This is a genomic window from Bradyrhizobium sp. sGM-13 (assembly GCF_018398875.1).
Classification (GTDB): domain Bacteria; phylum Pseudomonadota; class Alphaproteobacteria; order Rhizobiales; family Xanthobacteraceae; genus Bradyrhizobium.
On sequence record NZ_JAGWDK010000002.1, the window covers coordinates 48,733 to 63,050 of the forward strand.

General features: G+C 64.6%; 14 protein-coding genes. 1 reads left to right on the forward strand and 13 read right to left on the reverse strand.

Features of this window, described 5'->3' with window-relative positions; all coding sequences use genetic code 11:
- Positions 1-8: 8 nt before the first annotated feature.
- From KJQ96_RS02685 to KJQ96_RS02710, 6 genes are all read right to left on the reverse strand, one after another.
- Positions 9-1,379 carry a TIGR03808 family TAT-translocated repetitive protein gene (locus KJQ96_RS02685; protein ID WP_213285170.1) on the reverse strand — a complete coding sequence of 457 codons (1,371 nt, stop codon included), beginning with the start codon at positions 1,377-1,379 and terminating at the stop codon, positions 9-11.
- Between the two features lie 270 nt (positions 1,380-1,649).
- Positions 1,650-2,294, reverse strand: coding sequence for a pyroglutamyl-peptidase I (locus KJQ96_RS02690; RefSeq protein WP_213285171.1), 645 nt, complete (start codon positions 2,292-2,294; stop codon positions 1,650-1,652).
- Positions 2,291-3,283, reverse strand: a complete 993-nt coding sequence (gene meaB, locus KJQ96_RS02695) for a methylmalonyl Co-A mutase-associated GTPase MeaB (RefSeq protein ID WP_213285172.1) — start codon at positions 3,281-3,283, stop codon at positions 2,291-2,293. The genes KJQ96_RS02690 and meaB overlap by 4 nt, the downstream gene beginning before the upstream one ends.
- A gap of 53 nt (positions 3,284-3,336) precedes the next feature.
- A complete protein-coding gene (locus KJQ96_RS02700) occupies positions 3,337-4,848 on the reverse strand; it encodes a tripartite tricarboxylate transporter permease (RefSeq protein ID WP_213285173.1) in 1,512 nt (503 codons plus the stop codon).
- A 3-nt stretch (positions 4,849-4,851) separates the two neighbouring features.
- A complete protein-coding gene (locus KJQ96_RS02705) occupies positions 4,852-5,337 on the reverse strand; it encodes a tripartite tricarboxylate transporter TctB family protein (protein ID WP_213285174.1) in 486 nt (161 codons plus the stop codon).
- A 46-nt stretch (positions 5,338-5,383) separates the two neighbouring features.
- Entirely contained in the window at positions 5,384-6,379 is a 996-nt protein-coding gene (locus tag KJQ96_RS02710; RefSeq protein ID WP_213285175.1) for a tripartite tricarboxylate transporter substrate binding protein, read from the reverse strand.
- Between the two features lie 216 nt (positions 6,380-6,595).
- Here KJQ96_RS02710 and KJQ96_RS02715 point away from each other — a divergent pair, with 216 nt between their 5' ends.
- Positions 6,596-7,066, forward strand: coding sequence for an SRPBCC family protein (locus KJQ96_RS02715; protein WP_213285176.1), 471 nt, complete (start codon positions 6,596-6,598; stop codon positions 7,064-7,066).
- 7 nt (positions 7,067-7,073) lie between these two features.
- Here KJQ96_RS02715 and KJQ96_RS02720 read toward each other — a convergent pair whose 3' ends face one another.
- From KJQ96_RS02720 to folP, 7 genes are all read right to left on the reverse strand, one after another.
- The gene (locus KJQ96_RS02720) at positions 7,074-7,847 is read right to left on the reverse strand and encodes a DUF3298 and DUF4163 domain-containing protein (protein ID WP_213285177.1); all 774 of its coding nucleotides are present in this window, start codon (positions 7,845-7,847) and stop codon (positions 7,074-7,076) included.
- 55 nt (positions 7,848-7,902) lie between these two features.
- Positions 7,903-10,059, reverse strand: a complete 2,157-nt coding sequence (gene scpA, locus KJQ96_RS02725) for a methylmalonyl-CoA mutase (protein ID WP_213285178.1) — start codon at positions 10,057-10,059, stop codon at positions 7,903-7,905.
- A 42-nt stretch (positions 10,060-10,101) separates the two neighbouring features.
- Entirely contained in the window at positions 10,102-10,569 is a 468-nt protein-coding gene (locus tag KJQ96_RS02730) for a GFA family protein (protein WP_213285179.1), read from the reverse strand.
- A 2-nt stretch (positions 10,570-10,571) separates the two neighbouring features.
- On the reverse strand, positions 10,572-12,434 hold the full coding sequence (locus KJQ96_RS02735) for a methylmalonyl-CoA mutase family protein (RefSeq protein ID WP_375293132.1): 1,863 nt from the start codon (positions 12,432-12,434) through the stop codon (positions 10,572-10,574).
- Between the two features lie 92 nt (positions 12,435-12,526).
- Positions 12,527-13,018, reverse strand: a complete 492-nt coding sequence (folK, locus tag KJQ96_RS02740; protein WP_213285181.1) for a 2-amino-4-hydroxy-6-hydroxymethyldihydropteridine diphosphokinase — start codon at positions 13,016-13,018, stop codon at positions 12,527-12,529.
- Between the two features lies 1 nt (position 13,019).
- On the reverse strand, positions 13,020-13,391 hold the full coding sequence (folB, locus tag KJQ96_RS02745) for a dihydroneopterin aldolase (protein WP_028348933.1): 372 nt from the start codon (positions 13,389-13,391) through the stop codon (positions 13,020-13,022).
- Positions 13,388-14,245 carry a dihydropteroate synthase gene (gene folP / locus KJQ96_RS02750; protein WP_213285182.1) on the reverse strand — a complete coding sequence of 286 codons (858 nt, stop codon included), beginning with the start codon at positions 14,243-14,245 and terminating at the stop codon, positions 13,388-13,390. The genes folB and folP overlap by 4 nt, the downstream gene beginning before the upstream one ends.
- Between the last annotated feature and the right edge of the window lie 73 nt (positions 14,246-14,318).

The following is a 14,318-nucleotide window of genomic DNA, read 5'->3' on the forward strand; positions in this document are numbered from 1 at the left end:
AGGGCGAACTACCGCCTGACCGCGTTGCCTCCCACCACCACCTGCGCGTAACGCTGCGCACCTTCGGCTGACAGGTCGGTCGTGATGGTGCGGGCGTGATCGAGCCCGACCACGGCGCCGCGCGGGGTTTCCGAGATCATGTTGTTGTTGACCAGGGCCGTGCCGGCGCCTGGCAGCACCGATACGCCGACGCCGACGAAGGCGTTGCGGATCACATTGCCTGATATCGCGACGTCGCGGAGATATTTGCCCCAGCCGGCGATGATGCCGAACGACGGCGCATTCTCGATCACATTGCCTGTGACTGTGGAGTCCGCCTCGACATAGATGCCGATCCCGGCGTCGTCGTCGGGCGCGGTGCCGATCGGCCGCTTCGGCAGGAGATTGCGGATGATGTTGCCCTGGACGACCGCAATCCGCCCGCCCTCGTTGAAATTGCAGACGGAGACGCCGACGGCGGCGCCATCCACGGTATTATTGGCGATCACAGCGCCTTCGAACGCAAATTCCGAATAGAGCGCGACCTCGCGGACATTGCTGACGCTGTTGTCAGTGATGTGAATATTGGACGCCGAATTGCCGCGCACGGCCGAGTAGTCGCAATTCTTGATGCGGTTGCCGCGCACGATCACATTGCCGGCGCGGAAGGCGTTGATGGCGTTGCCATACTGCCCGGAGCCGCCGGGGCCGGCCTTGATATCCTCGATGCGATTATCGAGGACGAGGGTGCCGTCGTCGCCAATCGCGGTGCGCAGGATTTCGATGCCGTTGTCATTGGTATCGGTGATGGTGTTGCGCGCCACGATCAGGCCAAGCGCGTCGAAGGATACGACGGCGGTGGTCGCGATTTTCGTGAAGATATTGCCGGAAATATCGCCCGAGACCTGTTCGAGCCAGATGCCGTTGCCGCCGCTGCCCGATATTTCGCAGTCGGCGATCCGGACGTCGCGACCGCCGAGGCAGTGCACCAAGCCGCGGCGCGTCGGCAGCGGAATGCGGCCGCCGTCGAAGGTGATGCCGGTCAGGCCGACGCTGTTGGCGCCTTCGCTCTGCAGCATCGAGGCGCCGCCGGTAAACACGAGCTTAGTCGCGCCGCGGACGCCGACCAGTTGCGTGCCGTTCGAAAGCCGCAGCATGCCGGTGCGATAGACCCCCGGCGGCAGCGCCAGCGGCACCTGCGCGCGCGCCGCCTCGTCGATCGCGCGTTGCAGTTTCGCTGTCTGATCGTCCGGGCTGCCGGGGCGGACGCCATATTGCGTGACGTCGCGGCCGAGCGTGGAGGTGAGGGGCGCTGCGCGCGCAGCGTCAGGTGACATCGCCAGCGCTCCTGCTGCACCGGCGGCGGAAGCTCCAATGAGATAGCGGCGGTTCATGTCCATGGCTGATGACCCTAGCGCGATGCAGGTCGTGGCATTCGCGTTTCATAGGTATCGCGAAGGGCGGCTAGGCATGGTGAACACCGCGAAGAAAGGCGACCATTGTTCGGGGTAGGGTTAACGTTGGGTGCGACAATCCGTTCTCGTCGTCCCTGCGAACGCAGGGACCCATACACCGCGGCCGCCCTTGGAAAGGGCACGAGAGCAGACGGCTTTCTCACAACTGGCAGCGGTGGTTATGGGTCCCTGCGTTCGCGGGGACGACGACGGAGTCTAGTTCGCTCTTCGCGCCAGCCGGACCATTTCCATGAGCATCGCTTCGCCGGCATCGACCAGCTCTTCCAGCGTGATGCGCGGAAAACCTTTTCGTCTGACCGCGCCGCTGCGCGCCAGCGGCGGGATGTGAATGAAGGCGGCGAGGCGGGGGCCGTTGCCGGCGTCCACGGCTTCGATCGCGCGCCAGCTCAGATAGTTGCAAAGATAGCTTCCGGCGTCGCGCGAGGCGCGGGCATCGATCGCGGTACCTCTGGCTGCGCGCAGCAGCTTGGCGGTGTGAGGGCCAAACATCTGCGCGTCCGCGCCGTCGGCAATGGAGCCTTTCCGGGCGCGGGTTTGCGCGGCGTCGGGCCAGAGCATGGTGACGGCGTTGCGGGCGCGGGCTTCGATCCGCAGATACGGCGTCCGCGAGGCGAGGCCGAACATCAACAGCGCATGCGGCTTGTGCTTTTGCAGAACGATTGGCAATTCGCGATCGACCGCGCTGTAGGTGACGGGAAAGATGTGGCTGGACAGTTCAACCTCGCTAAACGCGGGGCGACGCAGCCGCGTCAGCCGCGCTACAAGCGGCTGCGTCGGATTGTAGGGCGCGCCGGGGAACGGACCGAAGCCGGTGATGAGCACGCGAAACTTGTCGCTCATCGCATCCACTCCGCGATCTGCTCGGCGGCGACCGCCGGCGTGATGCGGCCGTCGGCGACCTCGGCCTCGGTCTTCTTCACCTTGGCGCGGATCGCGGCATCGGAGCGGAGCCGCGCCATCATCCGCTGCTCCAGCATCGACCACATCCATTTCACCTGCTGCTCGCGCCGCCGGCCGGCGAACTCGCCCGAGGCGTTCATGGCAGTGCGGTGATCCAAAATCTTCTGCCACAGCGTTTCCATACCTATACCGGTCAGCGCCGAATAGGTCACGACCGGTGGATGCCAATGCTCCGAGCGGGGACTGAGAATATGCAGCGCGCTGCGATACTCGGACGCCGCCAGATTGGCGCGCTTGACGTTATCGCCATCGGCCTTGTTGATCGCGATCATGTCGGCGAGTTCCACCAGCCCCTTCTTGATGCCCTGCAGTTCGTCACCGGCGCCGGGCAGCATCAGGGCGAGAAAGAAATCGGTCATGTCGCAGACTGCGGTTTCGGACTGGCCGATGCCGACGGTCTCGACCAGCACCACGTCGAAGCCGGCCGCCTCGCAGAGCAGCATTGCCTCGCGGGTTTTTGCTGCGACGCCGCCGAGCGTACCGGACGAGGGCGAAGGTCGTACGAAGGCGGCATCCGAATTGGCCAGCCGCGCCATCCGCGTCTTGTCGCCGAGAATCGAGCCGCCGGTGCGCGCCGAGGAGGGGTCCACCGCGAGCACCGCGACCTTGTGGCCGCGCTCGATCAGGAACATGCCGAGCGCGTCGATGGTGGTGGATTTGCCGACGCCGGGCGAGCCGGTAATGCCGACGCGCACCGCCTTGCCCGTGTCTGATAACAGCGTCTGCACCAGATCGCGTGCCGCGGCCTGGTGATCGGCGCGCCTGCTTTCGATTAGGGTAATCGCACGCGCCAGCGCCGCGCGGTGGCCGGAGCGGAGTTCTTTGGCGAGTTTCCCGACGTCGGGGGAAGGATTCTTCGGCAGGGTCATGGCTTGGTTTACAACGCCCGCGCCATGCAGGCGAGGGGGCCCTGCGCAGTCCTTCAGCGCGCCGACGCGGCGGGGACGGGCGCGCGTTTGAGCTTCCGCCATACCCAGACCAGCACCGGCCAGATCAGCGCGCCGATCGCCATGGCGGCGAGGATCGCGGCGATCGGTCGCTCGAAGAACGGCAGCACGCTGCCGTCAGACTTGATCAGCGAGGTCACAAAACTCTGCTCGATCATGGTGCCCATGACGATGCCGAGCACCATGGCGGCGACCGGGTAGCCGTTTTCTTCCATGACATAGCCGATGACGCCGAACGTCGCGACGATAACCACGCCGAATATGTTGTTGCCGATGGCGAAGGAACCGACGGCGCAGCACAGCATGATCACCGGCATCACCGTGGAGCGCGGCGCGCGCAGCACGTGGCTTGCGAGCCGGATCATAATGATGCCGAGCGGGATCATGATGATGTTGGCGATGATGAACATGAGGTAGATCGCATACATGCTTGACGCTTTTTCGGTGAACAGCGTCGGGCCGGGGTTGAGCCCCTTCATGTAAAGCACGCCGATCGCAATCGCCGCGATGGTATCGCCGGGAATGCCGAACAGCAGCGAGGGTACCCAGCCCGAGGCGATGCTGGCGTTGTTGCTGGCGCCGGCCTCGACCAGGCCCTCGACGTGGCCGGTTCCGAATTTCTCCGGCTCCTTCGAAAAGCGCTTGGACATGGCGTAGCTGACCCAGGCGGCCATGTCGGCGCCGGCGCCCGGCAGCACGCCGATGATGATGCCGATGACGTTCCCGCGTGTCATCTGCCAGTTGTACTTCTTGGTGAGCTTCCATTGGCCCGCCAAGATGCTTCCAAATCTACGCCGCGGGATTGGCGGCGGCTCGGGCGTGAGCATCGCGCGCATGACCTGCGCCACCGCGAATACGCCGACCAGCGCCGGGATCGGTTCGATGCCGCCGAACAGGTTGGTCATGCCGAACGTGAAGCGCGGCACGCCGCCGGGGTTTTCGATGCCGATGCAGGCGACGAGCAGGCCGATGAACATGCTGGCGATCGCCTTCACCGGGGAAGACCGCGCGACCAGCGTGGCGCACATCAGGCCGAGGAATGCGAGCCAGAAATATTCGAAGGTCGAGAACGACAGCGCGATTTCGGCCAATGGCGGCGCGAGGATCATCAGCGACAGCGTGCCGGCGATGCCACCCACGGCGGAGAACCAGACGCCGGCGCCGAGCGCAAGTTCAGCTTCGCCCTTGCGCGTCATCGCATAGGCTTCGTCTGCGTAAGCGGCCGAGGCGGGCGTGCCGGGAATCCGCAGCAGCGCGCCGGGGATGTCACCGGCGAAGATCGCCATCGTGGATGCGGCGACGATGGTCGCGATCGCAGCGATCGGCGACAGATAGAACGTGACGGGCACCAATAGCGCGGTCGCCATCGTAGCCGACAGCCCGGGCAGCGATCCAATGACGAGGCCATAGACCGATGCCGCCAGCATCGCGACGATGACTTCCCAGGTGGTGATGAGCGCGAAGGCTTGCGTTAGGGTATTGAGCATCGATCACCAGGGCATCGGCAAAACGCCGGGCGGCAGCGGCACGCGCAGCAATTTTGAGAAAATCAGGTGGATGCCGATCGGCGCAAGCAGCGCGAGCGGCAACGCAACCTTCCAGCGGGCGCCGAGCGCGGTCGAGGTCACGTAGACGATCATTGCCGCCGTGAGGATGAAGCCGAGCCGCTCGGCGATCGCGACGTAAAGCAGCAGCAACGCCGGCGGGAGCAGGGCGCGCAGACCATAGAGCTTGCCGGTCGGCGGCGTCGGCTGGCCGCCCTCGACCGGAATAAGATGTTCTTCTTCCTCGAAGCTGCGGCCGATCCCGAATGCAATCGCGAGCCCGCATAGGGCCAGGCCCGTTCCGATCACCAGCGGGAAGACGTTGGGCCCGACCGGCTGGCCGGGCACCGGCGGCAGTTGCCAGCCGCCATAGGCGGCGGCTGCGCCGAGGCCAACGAGAAACAGACCCGTGACGCGATCGGGTAGACGCATGGACTAACTCCGCGGATTTCGGACGATGTCAGCCGGCGAAGACGGATCAGGCCTTCGAGAGACCGGCGGCCTTCATCGCCACACCCATCTGGGCGTCGCCTTTTTCCATGAAGGCGGCGAACTGGGCCGCATCGCCCCACACCGTTCCGAAGCCGCGATTGCTCATGAAATCCTTGAACTCCTTGGAGTCGTAGACCTTCTTCAGCGACGCGGTGAGTTTCGTCGCCACGTCGGCGGGCAGGCCCTTGGGACCGGCAATACCGCGCCAGGCGCCGGTCGAATAGTCGATGCCCATCGCTTCCTTCAGCGTCGGCACGTCGGGAAATGCAGGGTTGCGCGCCGTAGCCATGACGGCGAGGCTGCGCGCCTTGCCGGCCTCGATAATCGCGCGGGCTTCCGGCACCGAGCAGGTGGTGAGGTCGAGACCCCCGGCAGCCAGATCCTGCATCGCGGGCGCGGCACCGTTCGACGGTACCCAGGCCACGTGATTGGGGGCAAGTCCCATCGCCTGCATCCAGCCGACCAATGCGAGATGCCAAATGCCGCCTTGGCCAGTGCCGGAGGCCTTGAACTTGCCGGCGGGGGCGGCCTTGATTGCATCCGCCAGTTCCTTCACGGTCTTGTAAGGCGAGGTGGAACTGACCTGGATGCCGGGCGGATCCTCGTTCATCAGCGCCAGCGGCGTGTAGCTCTTGGGCGCCAGTTCAGTGAGCCCCTGCCAGTGCATCATCGAGATTTCCACCGTCAGCATGCCGATGGTGTAGCCGTCGGGCTGTGCGGTCGCGATCGCGGAATGGCCGACCACGCCGGAGCCGCCGGTGCGGTTGACCACGTTGAACGGCTGGCCGAGATCCTTTTCCAACAGTGCCGCGACAATGCGCGCGGTCGCGTCGGTGCCGCCGCCGGCACCCCAGGGCACGATCACGGTCACCGGCCGTGCCGGATAGGCCTGCGCCAAAGCCGGCTTGAAACCAAAGCCTGCGACAGCCGCGGCAGCAACGGATGAAGCCGCGAAGGCGCGGCGGGTAATCTTTTTGGACATGGTGATCCTCCCTGCGGCGCCGTGGGGTCAGGCGCTCTTGTAATGTTCGCATTGTAGGCGGCTTTGCGCTCCACTCGCAAGGCATTGGTCGTGAAGCGGTTTCATCACCGGCGGGCATCTCGCCACAGCCGGAAATCGGGTGGCGGCGATCGGGCTACCCGAAATAGGTATCGATGCGCGGCTAGCATCGGGCCGCGATCGATTGCGGAGAGAACCATGACGACAGCCTATTACAGCACCGTGCTGAACCATCCCCTGGAAACCGTGTGGGCCCTGATCCGCGATTTCAACAATTACCCGGCCTATATCGATGGGGTGAGCGAAAGCATGATCGAGGATGACAAGGGCGGCGACGAAATCGGCGCGGTCAGGCGCTTCTGCTATCTCGGCAACTGGATCCGGCAGCGCCTCGCCGCGCACTCCGATGAAGCGCACTCGCTGACGTATGCAGGCATCGAGCCGCTGCCGTTTCCTGCCGAGCTTACTCCGGACGCACCCACGCCGGTGCGCTATGAGGGAACGATGCATCTGCTTCCGGTCGTCGAGGGCAACCGGACCTTCATCGAATGGTTCGTGCAACTCGACACCGCGCCGCAGGATGTCGATCGCTGGCGGACGCTGTTCGAGTCATGGATTCCGGATTGGACGCATTCGCTCGAACGGTCGCTCGGCCGGCTTGCTGCTTGATCCGCCGTCAACGCGGCCGGTCTTCGTCTTCCTTCGGTCGCGCGCCACCGAAAATTCTGGCGCCCTCCGGCGCCAGATATGGCTTCAACGTCTCCCACGGCACGAAGGCGACATACTCGCCTTCGGCATAGGAGCCGACCGCGTAAGGTGGGTAGTAGAAGTTCAGGCCGGAGCTCTTGCCTTCCTCAGTCGATGGCGCCAGGGCGACCGGGCCGATCTTGAGAAGCTTTGGTTCGATGCCCTCGATGGCGCTGGCGTCCGTGCCGTCCGTGCCGCGTTTCCTTTTCTCGGCCCTGAGAGAGGCAATGACGCCTTGCCGCATCGCTTTCATCGTCGGGCCGTTGTCGGCCGTTTCCGTGAAGAACGGACGGATGCTGATGCGTTTGCCGGCTGACCTGTCCCACAGGATCGTGTCGGACGAGCTGTTGGGGTGCGCGCCGCCAGTATATTCGTAATCGGCCCTGATGATGCTGACGTAGCGGCCATCGACCACCGAGCGCGTCTCGTATTTTCGTTCATACGACCACGCGTTGCGGAACAGGTCCGGATCCTGCTTGCGTTCCTTGTCGGCATCGGCGCGGTTCTTCTGCGCCCACGCTTTTCCCTCCGCCAGGCAGTTCGCCGCGAGCGCCGGATCGGCCTTGATCTTCGCGTCGAGGGTGACGCTGGCCTCGAGCCATTTGGTCTTGATGGAAAAGTCCGGTTTGGGCTCGGCGGCGATGGCACAGAGCGATGCGAGGCATGCAAGCGCGGCCGCAAGGGTCGCTCTGCGGGCCAACATGACAGAGGCAGAATGGCGCAAGGGAAATCCTATCGAGCAGATATCCGGCGGAGGGCTACTCCGCCGCCTCGCTATGGCCGAGCCGGGCGTTGAGCTTGTGGATCAGCTCTTCGGCGGCGTCCGAGATCACGGTGCCGGGCGGAAAGATCGCTTCGGCGCCGGCCGCATACAGCGCCCCATAGTCCTGCGGCGGGACGACGCCGCCGATGATGATCATGATGTCTTCGCGGCCATGCTTCTTCAGCGCGGCCTTGATCTCCGGCACGGCGGTGAGATGCGCGGCCGCCAGCGAGGAGACGCCGAGGATATGGACGTCGTTCTCCACCGCCTGCCGCGCCGCTTCATCGGCGGTGGCAAACAGCGGTCCGATATCGACGTCGAAGCCGACATCGGCGAAGGCGGATGCGATCACCTTCTGGCCGCGGTCGTGGCCGTCCTGACCGATCTTGGCGACGAGGATGCGAGGCCGGCGGCCCTCGGCAGTCTCGAACGCATCGATCAGCGCCTGCACTTTTTCGACCCGGTTGGACATGGCGGACGCCTCCCGCTTGTAGACGCCGGTGATGGACTTGATCTCGGCGCGGTGACGCCCGAACACCTTTTCCATGGCGTCCGAAATTTCGCCGACGGTGGCTTTCGCTCGCGCCGCGTCGATCGCCAGCGCCAGCAAATTGCCGTTGCCTTCGCCGGCGCTGCGCGTCAGCGCGGCCAATGCCTGATCGACTTCCTTCTGGTCGCGCTCGGTACGCAGCCGCTTCAGCTTGTCGATCTGCAGCCGCCGCACGGTGGAGTTTTCGACCTTGAGCACGTCGATTGGCGCCTCGTTGACCGGCTTGTATTTGTTGACGCCGATCACGGCCTGCTTGCCGGCGTCGATCCGGGCCTGCGTCTTGGCGGAGGCTTCCTCGATGCGCAGTTTGGGCACGCCGGCCTCGATCGCCTTCGCCATGCCGCCGAGCGCTTCAACTTCCTGGATATGGCCCCAGGCCTTTGCCGCGAGATCCCGCGTCAGCCGCTCGACGTAATAGGAGCCGCCCCAGGGATCGATGATGCGGTTGGTGCCGCTCTCCTGCTGCAGGAACAATTGCGTGTTGCGGGCGATGCGCGCCGAAAAATCCGTCGGCAGCGCCAGCGCCTCGTCGAGCGCGTTGGTGTGCAGCGACTGCGTGTGGCCTTGCGTCGCCGCCATCGCCTCGATGGTGGTGCGCATCACGTTGTTGAAGACGTCCTGCGCGGTCAGCGACCAGCCGGAGGTCTGGCAATGCGTGCGCAGCGACAGCGAGCGCGGGTCCTTCGGGTTGAACTGCTTCAACAGTTTTGCCCAGAGCAGCCGCGCCGCGCGCATCTTGGCGACTTCCATGAAAAAATTCATGCCGATCGCCCAGAAGAACGATAGCCGCGGCGCGAAGCGGTCGACGTCGAGGCCTGCCGCAAGCCCGGCGCGCAAATATTCGACACCGTCGGCCAGCGTGTAGGCCAGTTCGAGATCCTGCGTAGCTCCGGCTTCCTGCATGTGATAGCCGGAGATCGAGATCGAATTGTACTTCGGCATCCGCTGCGACGTGTAGGCAAAGATGTCGGAGATGATCCGCATCGAGGGCGCCGGCGGATAGATGTAGGTGTTGCGCACCATGAACTCTTTCAGAATATCGTTCTGAATGGTGCCCGACAGTTTTTCCGGCGGAACGCCCTGTTCCTCGGCAGCCGCCACGAACAGCGCGAGGATCGGCAGCACCGCGCCGTTCATGGTCATCGACACGCTCATCTGGTCGAGCGGAATGCCCGCAAACAGCGTGCGCATGTCATAGATGGAATCGATCGCCACGCCCGCCATACCGACGTCGCCGGAGACGCGCGGATGATCGGAATCGTAGCCGCGGTGGGTAGCGAGGTCGAACGCGACCGAAAGACCCTTCTGCCCGGCGGCCAGGTTACGGCGATAGAACGCGTTGGAATCCTCCGCCGTGGAGAAGCCGGCATATTGCCGGATCGTCCAGGGCTGGTTGACATACATCGTCGGGTAGGGGCCGCGCAGGTAGGGCGCGACGCCCGGCCAGGTCTCCAGGAAGTCGATGCCTTCGAGATCGGCCTCGCTGTAGCTGGGCTTCACCGGAATGCCCTCCGGTGTCAGCCACGGCTCGGCGCTGCCGGCGGGCTTCGCGGGCGCGGTGGCTTCAAAGGCGATATTCGCAAAGTTCGGTATGCGGCTCATGTTTCCCATTGTACCATATCTGGCCGGCCGAGATCGCCACCCCTAATCATGGTCCGGATGCTGGTGGCTGACGATGGTCGCCATCTTTTCCGGCCCGTAATTCTGCTGTGTTGTCTGGCTCGGCAGGTTGGCGATGCCGACCACCCAGCCGAGCCGGGATTCGGTGCCATATTGCCGGGTTGGCACGACCAGGTCTGGGCGGTCGAACGTGCCGGTCATGATCTCGATCCGGGGACCGCCGATCAATCGGTAGGTCAGCGGCGTGCCGCAGGCCGCGCAGAAATCGCGCTCGGCGATAGAGGAGGATTGGAACGAGGCCGGCTTACCGCGGGTCCAGGTGAAATGCTCGTGCTCGATATCGGCGAGGGAAGCGAAGGGCGCTCCCGATGCCTTCTGACACATCCGGCAATGGCAGATGCTGACCTTGGGCGGCACTTTCGACACCGCAAAGCGGATGGCGCCGCACTGGCAGCCGCCGGTCAGGACCGTCTTGTGGTTGGTTTCCGTCATGCTCACTCCATCCGCTGCCAGGCCGCTTGCAGCATCGCCAGCGCGTCGCCGCCGGCAAAGATGAAGTCGGCGACACCGGCCGAGCGCAGCACGGCCTCCTGTGCGTCGGGCCGCCCTGCCAGATAGATATGGTTGGCGCCGGCCGCTTGAAGGGCCTTGGCGGCGGGTATCGCGTGTTCCGCATAGACCTTGTCGGACGAGCACAGGCAGGCGATTGCCGCGCCGGACGCCGTGAATGCGGCAGCGAGCGCCGCGGGATCCGTAAAACCTTGCGTGTCGATCGCCTCGATGCCGCCGGTCTCGAAGAAGCTCTTGGCAAAGGTCGCACGCGCCGTGAAAGCGGCGGGCGTGCCAAGATTGGCGAGGAAGATCTTCGGCCGGGCGCCCGATGCCTTGAGCTTTTCGTCCGATTTGTCTCGCAGCGCCTCAAACGGCGCGGCCAGCCGCATCGGCGTGAGCGGATCGAACTTGTACTTCGCCTCGCCATACGGCGGCAGCACGATCGGCTTGGCATCGAGTACCGCGATATCGTCCTCGTGCAGGTTCGGGAATTCGCTCGCTCCGGTCAGCACGTCCCTGCGCTTGGCAATATTGGCTTCACGTGCCGCCCGCGTCACGGCGACCTTCTTCTGGATCAGGTTCTGCTCAAGCGCTGAGAACACGCCGCCGGCCTTCTCGATTTCCTGGAACAGCGACCATGCAGCTTCGCAGAGCTGCCGCGTCAGCGTTTCGATGCCGCCGGAGCCGGCTGCCGGATCGCTCACTTTGGCGAGATTGGATTCTTCCAAAAGCACCAGTTGCGTATTGCGCGCCACGCGTCGTGCGAACGGATCAGGTAGCCCCAGCGCCAGCGTGTGCGGCAATACGGTGATGGCGTTGGCGCCGCCGAGGCCGGCGGAGAAGGTCGCCATCGTCGCGCGCAGCATGTTCACATACGGGTCGCGCTGCGTCAGCATGCGCCAGGCGGTATCGGCGGCGATGAACAGCGGTTTGGGCGTCAGGCCACAGGCCTGCTCGATCCGCGCCCACAACAGCCGCAGCGCGCGGAATTTTGCCAGCGTCAGAAACTGATCGGCATCGGCGGCAAGCCGTGCATAAACCATGCCCTGCGCATCTTCGAGCGCAATCCCGGCCTGTTCGATCGCGCGCGGATAAGCGACGCCGGAGGCGAGCACGAATGCCAGTTCCTGCGCTTCCGATCCACCGGCATCGTGGATCACCCGCCCATCGGCCGCTGCGAACGGACCCTTAAAGCCCATGGCGGTGAGGCCCTGGATCGCACCCGTAACCGCGGGCACGATTTCGTCCCACCTATAGGGACTGGAGCCCGATACCGCACAGGATCCCAGCGGGTCGAGACCGAAACGGATATCGCAGGCCGCGGCATCAAGTCCTTTGCGTTTGATGTATTCGGCGACGTGAATGGCCGCCATGCGCGACTGCGGACCGATCTGCAGCTCGATACCGATGCCGGCGTCGAGATAAATGCCCTCGAGAACTGCGTCGATGGCGTCGGCCGAAGGGTCCAATCCAAGCCCGTGGGCGCCATTGGCGCCAGCGAACACCAGTGTCAGGCCGGTGGCGCCGTTTTCGAGATCGTGCAGTGCCTGCGCGTTGGCCGCTTTGGCGTCGGGATGATCGATCCGCTGCATGATCTGCCAGGGCGCGGCGGCGGCACGGCCGGCGACCGGCGTGGCGCCTTTCGCGCGGCGATAGATCGGATCGATTTTCAATCCGTCGGACGTCTTGCTGACCAGTTTCTCGAACGGTGCGCCTTTCAGCACCCCGTCGACCAGCTTGCGCCAGTCCTCGTAGGTCGCCTGCGGAAACTCCGCGGCCAATGTCAGCTCATCGTTATCGGTCATCCGGCCCATTATTCCTTGGTCGTCTCTTGAATTGGCCGGAAATTGCCACGGGGCGGCCGCCAAGCCAAACGGTTGTTTGGGGTCTTTTGGGCTCAATCGAGGTCGGGTAAGCGCTCAATCCCCTCGGTCGACAATTGTGCCAGCGCATCCCGCACGCGGCGTCCTGCAATGACACGGTCGGGAACGATCTCGGCCAGCGGCACCAGCACAAAGGCGCGCTCGAAAACCCGCGGGTGCGGCAGCGTCAGTTCCGGCTTGTCGAGGCTGACGTCATCATAGGCGATCAGGTCGAGGTCGAGGGTCCGCGGACCCCAGCGCGTCTCATGAGCGCGGTCGCGGCCGAACTTTTTCTCGATCTTGTGCAGCGTGAACAGCAGCGCATGCGGATCGAGGCTGGTTTCGATCTCGATGCAGGCATTGATGAAGGGCGCCTGGTGTTCCTCGCCCCAGGGCGGGGTGATGTAGTCAGAGGAACGCGCGAGCAGCGCAGCCTGCGTCATGCCGCAAATATTGGAGATGGCCTTTGTGAACGTCGCGCGGACGTCGCCGACATTGCCGCCGAGCGCGATCAGCACGTCCGCCATGTCAGGGCGATGACCGTTTGCGCACGAGTACCACGCCGACATCCTCGAAGATCTCGGCGATCGGCGCATGCGGCTTGTGCACGGTGACCTTGATCCCATGGACGCGAGGGAACGCCGCGAAGATGGCGTCGGAAACGGCGCCGGCCGCACGCTCCAAGAGCTTGTAATTGGTGTTCGTGAACGCGGCGGTCGCGGTTTCGACCACGCTGGCATAAGACACGGTGTCGGACAGCCGATCGGAGTGCGAGGATTCCGACAGGTCGACGGAGAGTTCGATATCGATCACGAACCGTTGCCCGACTTTGGTTTCGTGCTCCATCACGCCGTGGCGGGCATGGATGACGACGCCGGTGATGAAAATCGTGTCGCTCATTGCCGTTCCCTGATTGCCGCCGCCACCCGCAGCGCCTGTACGGTTTCAGCGACGTCATGCGCCCGGATGATCCGCGCCCCGTTTTGGGCCGCCAGCAGATGCGCGGCAATCGAGCCGCCGAGGCGTTGATGCGGTTCCGACGGCGTCACCGTGCTGATGAAACGCTTGCGCGAGGCTCCGACCAATAGTGGAAGGCCGAGCGACTGCAACTCGCCGAGCCGCGCCAGCGCGGTCATGCTCTGCTCGGGCGTCTTGCCGAAGCCGATGCCGGGGTCGAGCACGATCTTGTCGGATGAAATTCCCGCCTTCGCGGCGATATCGAGCGAATGCGCAAAGAAAGCGGCGATATCCTGCATGATGTCTACAGCAGGATCGGCGCGCTCGCGATTATGCATGATGATGACGGGCGCGCCACGCTCCGCGACCAGTCCGGCCATGCCGGAATCGCGCTGCAGCCCCCAGACATCGTTGGCGATGGCGGCGCCCTGATCGAGCGCCCAGGCGACGACGGCCGATTTCATGCTGTCGATCGACACGGGAACGCCGAGCGCGACGACATCGGACAATATCGGCTGCAGGCGTTTCAATTCCTCTTCCGCCGAGATCGGTTCCGATCCGTAGGGCCGGGTCGATTCCGCGCCGATATCGATGATGTCGGCGCCCTCGGCGATCATCCGCCGGGCCTTAGTCAGCGCCCGCTCCGCAGTGGCGAATTGACCACCGTCCGAGAATGAATCGGGCGTCAAATTCAATACGCCCATCACCGCCGGATAGGGCCTGGACAGCAGCGCAGGCAGCACCGATTGACCGGCCGGACCGGACGCGGCGGGAGGTTTGGGCTTGGCTGCCATCATGCGGTCGCTTTGCGCGGTCCGCGCCGCCGAGTCAAGGCGTGAGGGCCGGCACCGCGGGGCTGGTCTGGCGGTT

Coding starts and splice junctions, on each gene's coding strand:
- KJQ96_RS02685 (WP_213285170.1), bottom strand. CDS start 1,379: ATGGACATGAACCGCCGCTATCTCATTGGAGCTTCCGCCGCCGGTGCA.
- KJQ96_RS02690 (WP_213285171.1), bottom strand. CDS start 2,294: ATGAGCGACAAGTTTCGCGTGCTCATCACCGGCTTCGGTCCGTTCCCC.
- meaB (WP_213285172.1), bottom strand. CDS start 3,283: ATGACCCTGCCGAAGAATCCTTCCCCCGACGTCGGGAAACTCGCCAAA.
- KJQ96_RS02700 (WP_213285173.1), bottom strand. CDS start 4,848: ATGCTCAATACCCTAACGCAAGCCTTCGCGCTCATCACCACCTGGGAA.
- KJQ96_RS02705 (WP_213285174.1), bottom strand. CDS start 5,337: ATGCGTCTACCCGATCGCGTCACGGGTCTGTTTCTCGTTGGCCTCGGC.
- KJQ96_RS02710 (WP_213285175.1), bottom strand. CDS start 6,379: ATGTCCAAAAAGATTACCCGCCGCGCCTTCGCGGCTTCATCCGTTGCT.
- KJQ96_RS02715 (WP_213285176.1), top strand. CDS start 6,596: ATGACGACAGCCTATTACAGCACCGTGCTGAACCATCCCCTGGAAACC.
- KJQ96_RS02720 (WP_213285177.1), bottom strand. CDS start 7,847: ATGTTGGCCCGCAGAGCGACCCTTGCGGCCGCGCTTGCATGCCTCGCA.
- scpA (WP_213285178.1), bottom strand. CDS start 10,059: ATGAGCCGCATACCGAACTTTGCGAATATCGCCTTTGAAGCCACCGCG.
- KJQ96_RS02730 (WP_213285179.1), bottom strand. CDS start 10,569: ATGACGGAAACCAACCACAAGACGGTCCTGACCGGCGGCTGCCAGTGC.
- KJQ96_RS02735 (WP_375293132.1), bottom strand. CDS start 12,434: ATGACCGATAACGATGAGCTGACATTGGCCGCGGAGTTTCCGCAGGCG.
- folK (WP_213285181.1), bottom strand. CDS start 13,018: ATGGCGGACGTGCTGATCGCGCTCGGCGGCAATGTCGGCGACGTCCGC.
- folB (WP_028348933.1), bottom strand. CDS start 13,391: ATGAGCGACACGATTTTCATCACCGGCGTCGTCATCCATGCCCGCCAC.
- folP (WP_213285182.1), bottom strand. CDS start 14,245: ATGATGGCAGCCAAGCCCAAACCTCCCGCCGCGTCCGGTCCGGCCGGT.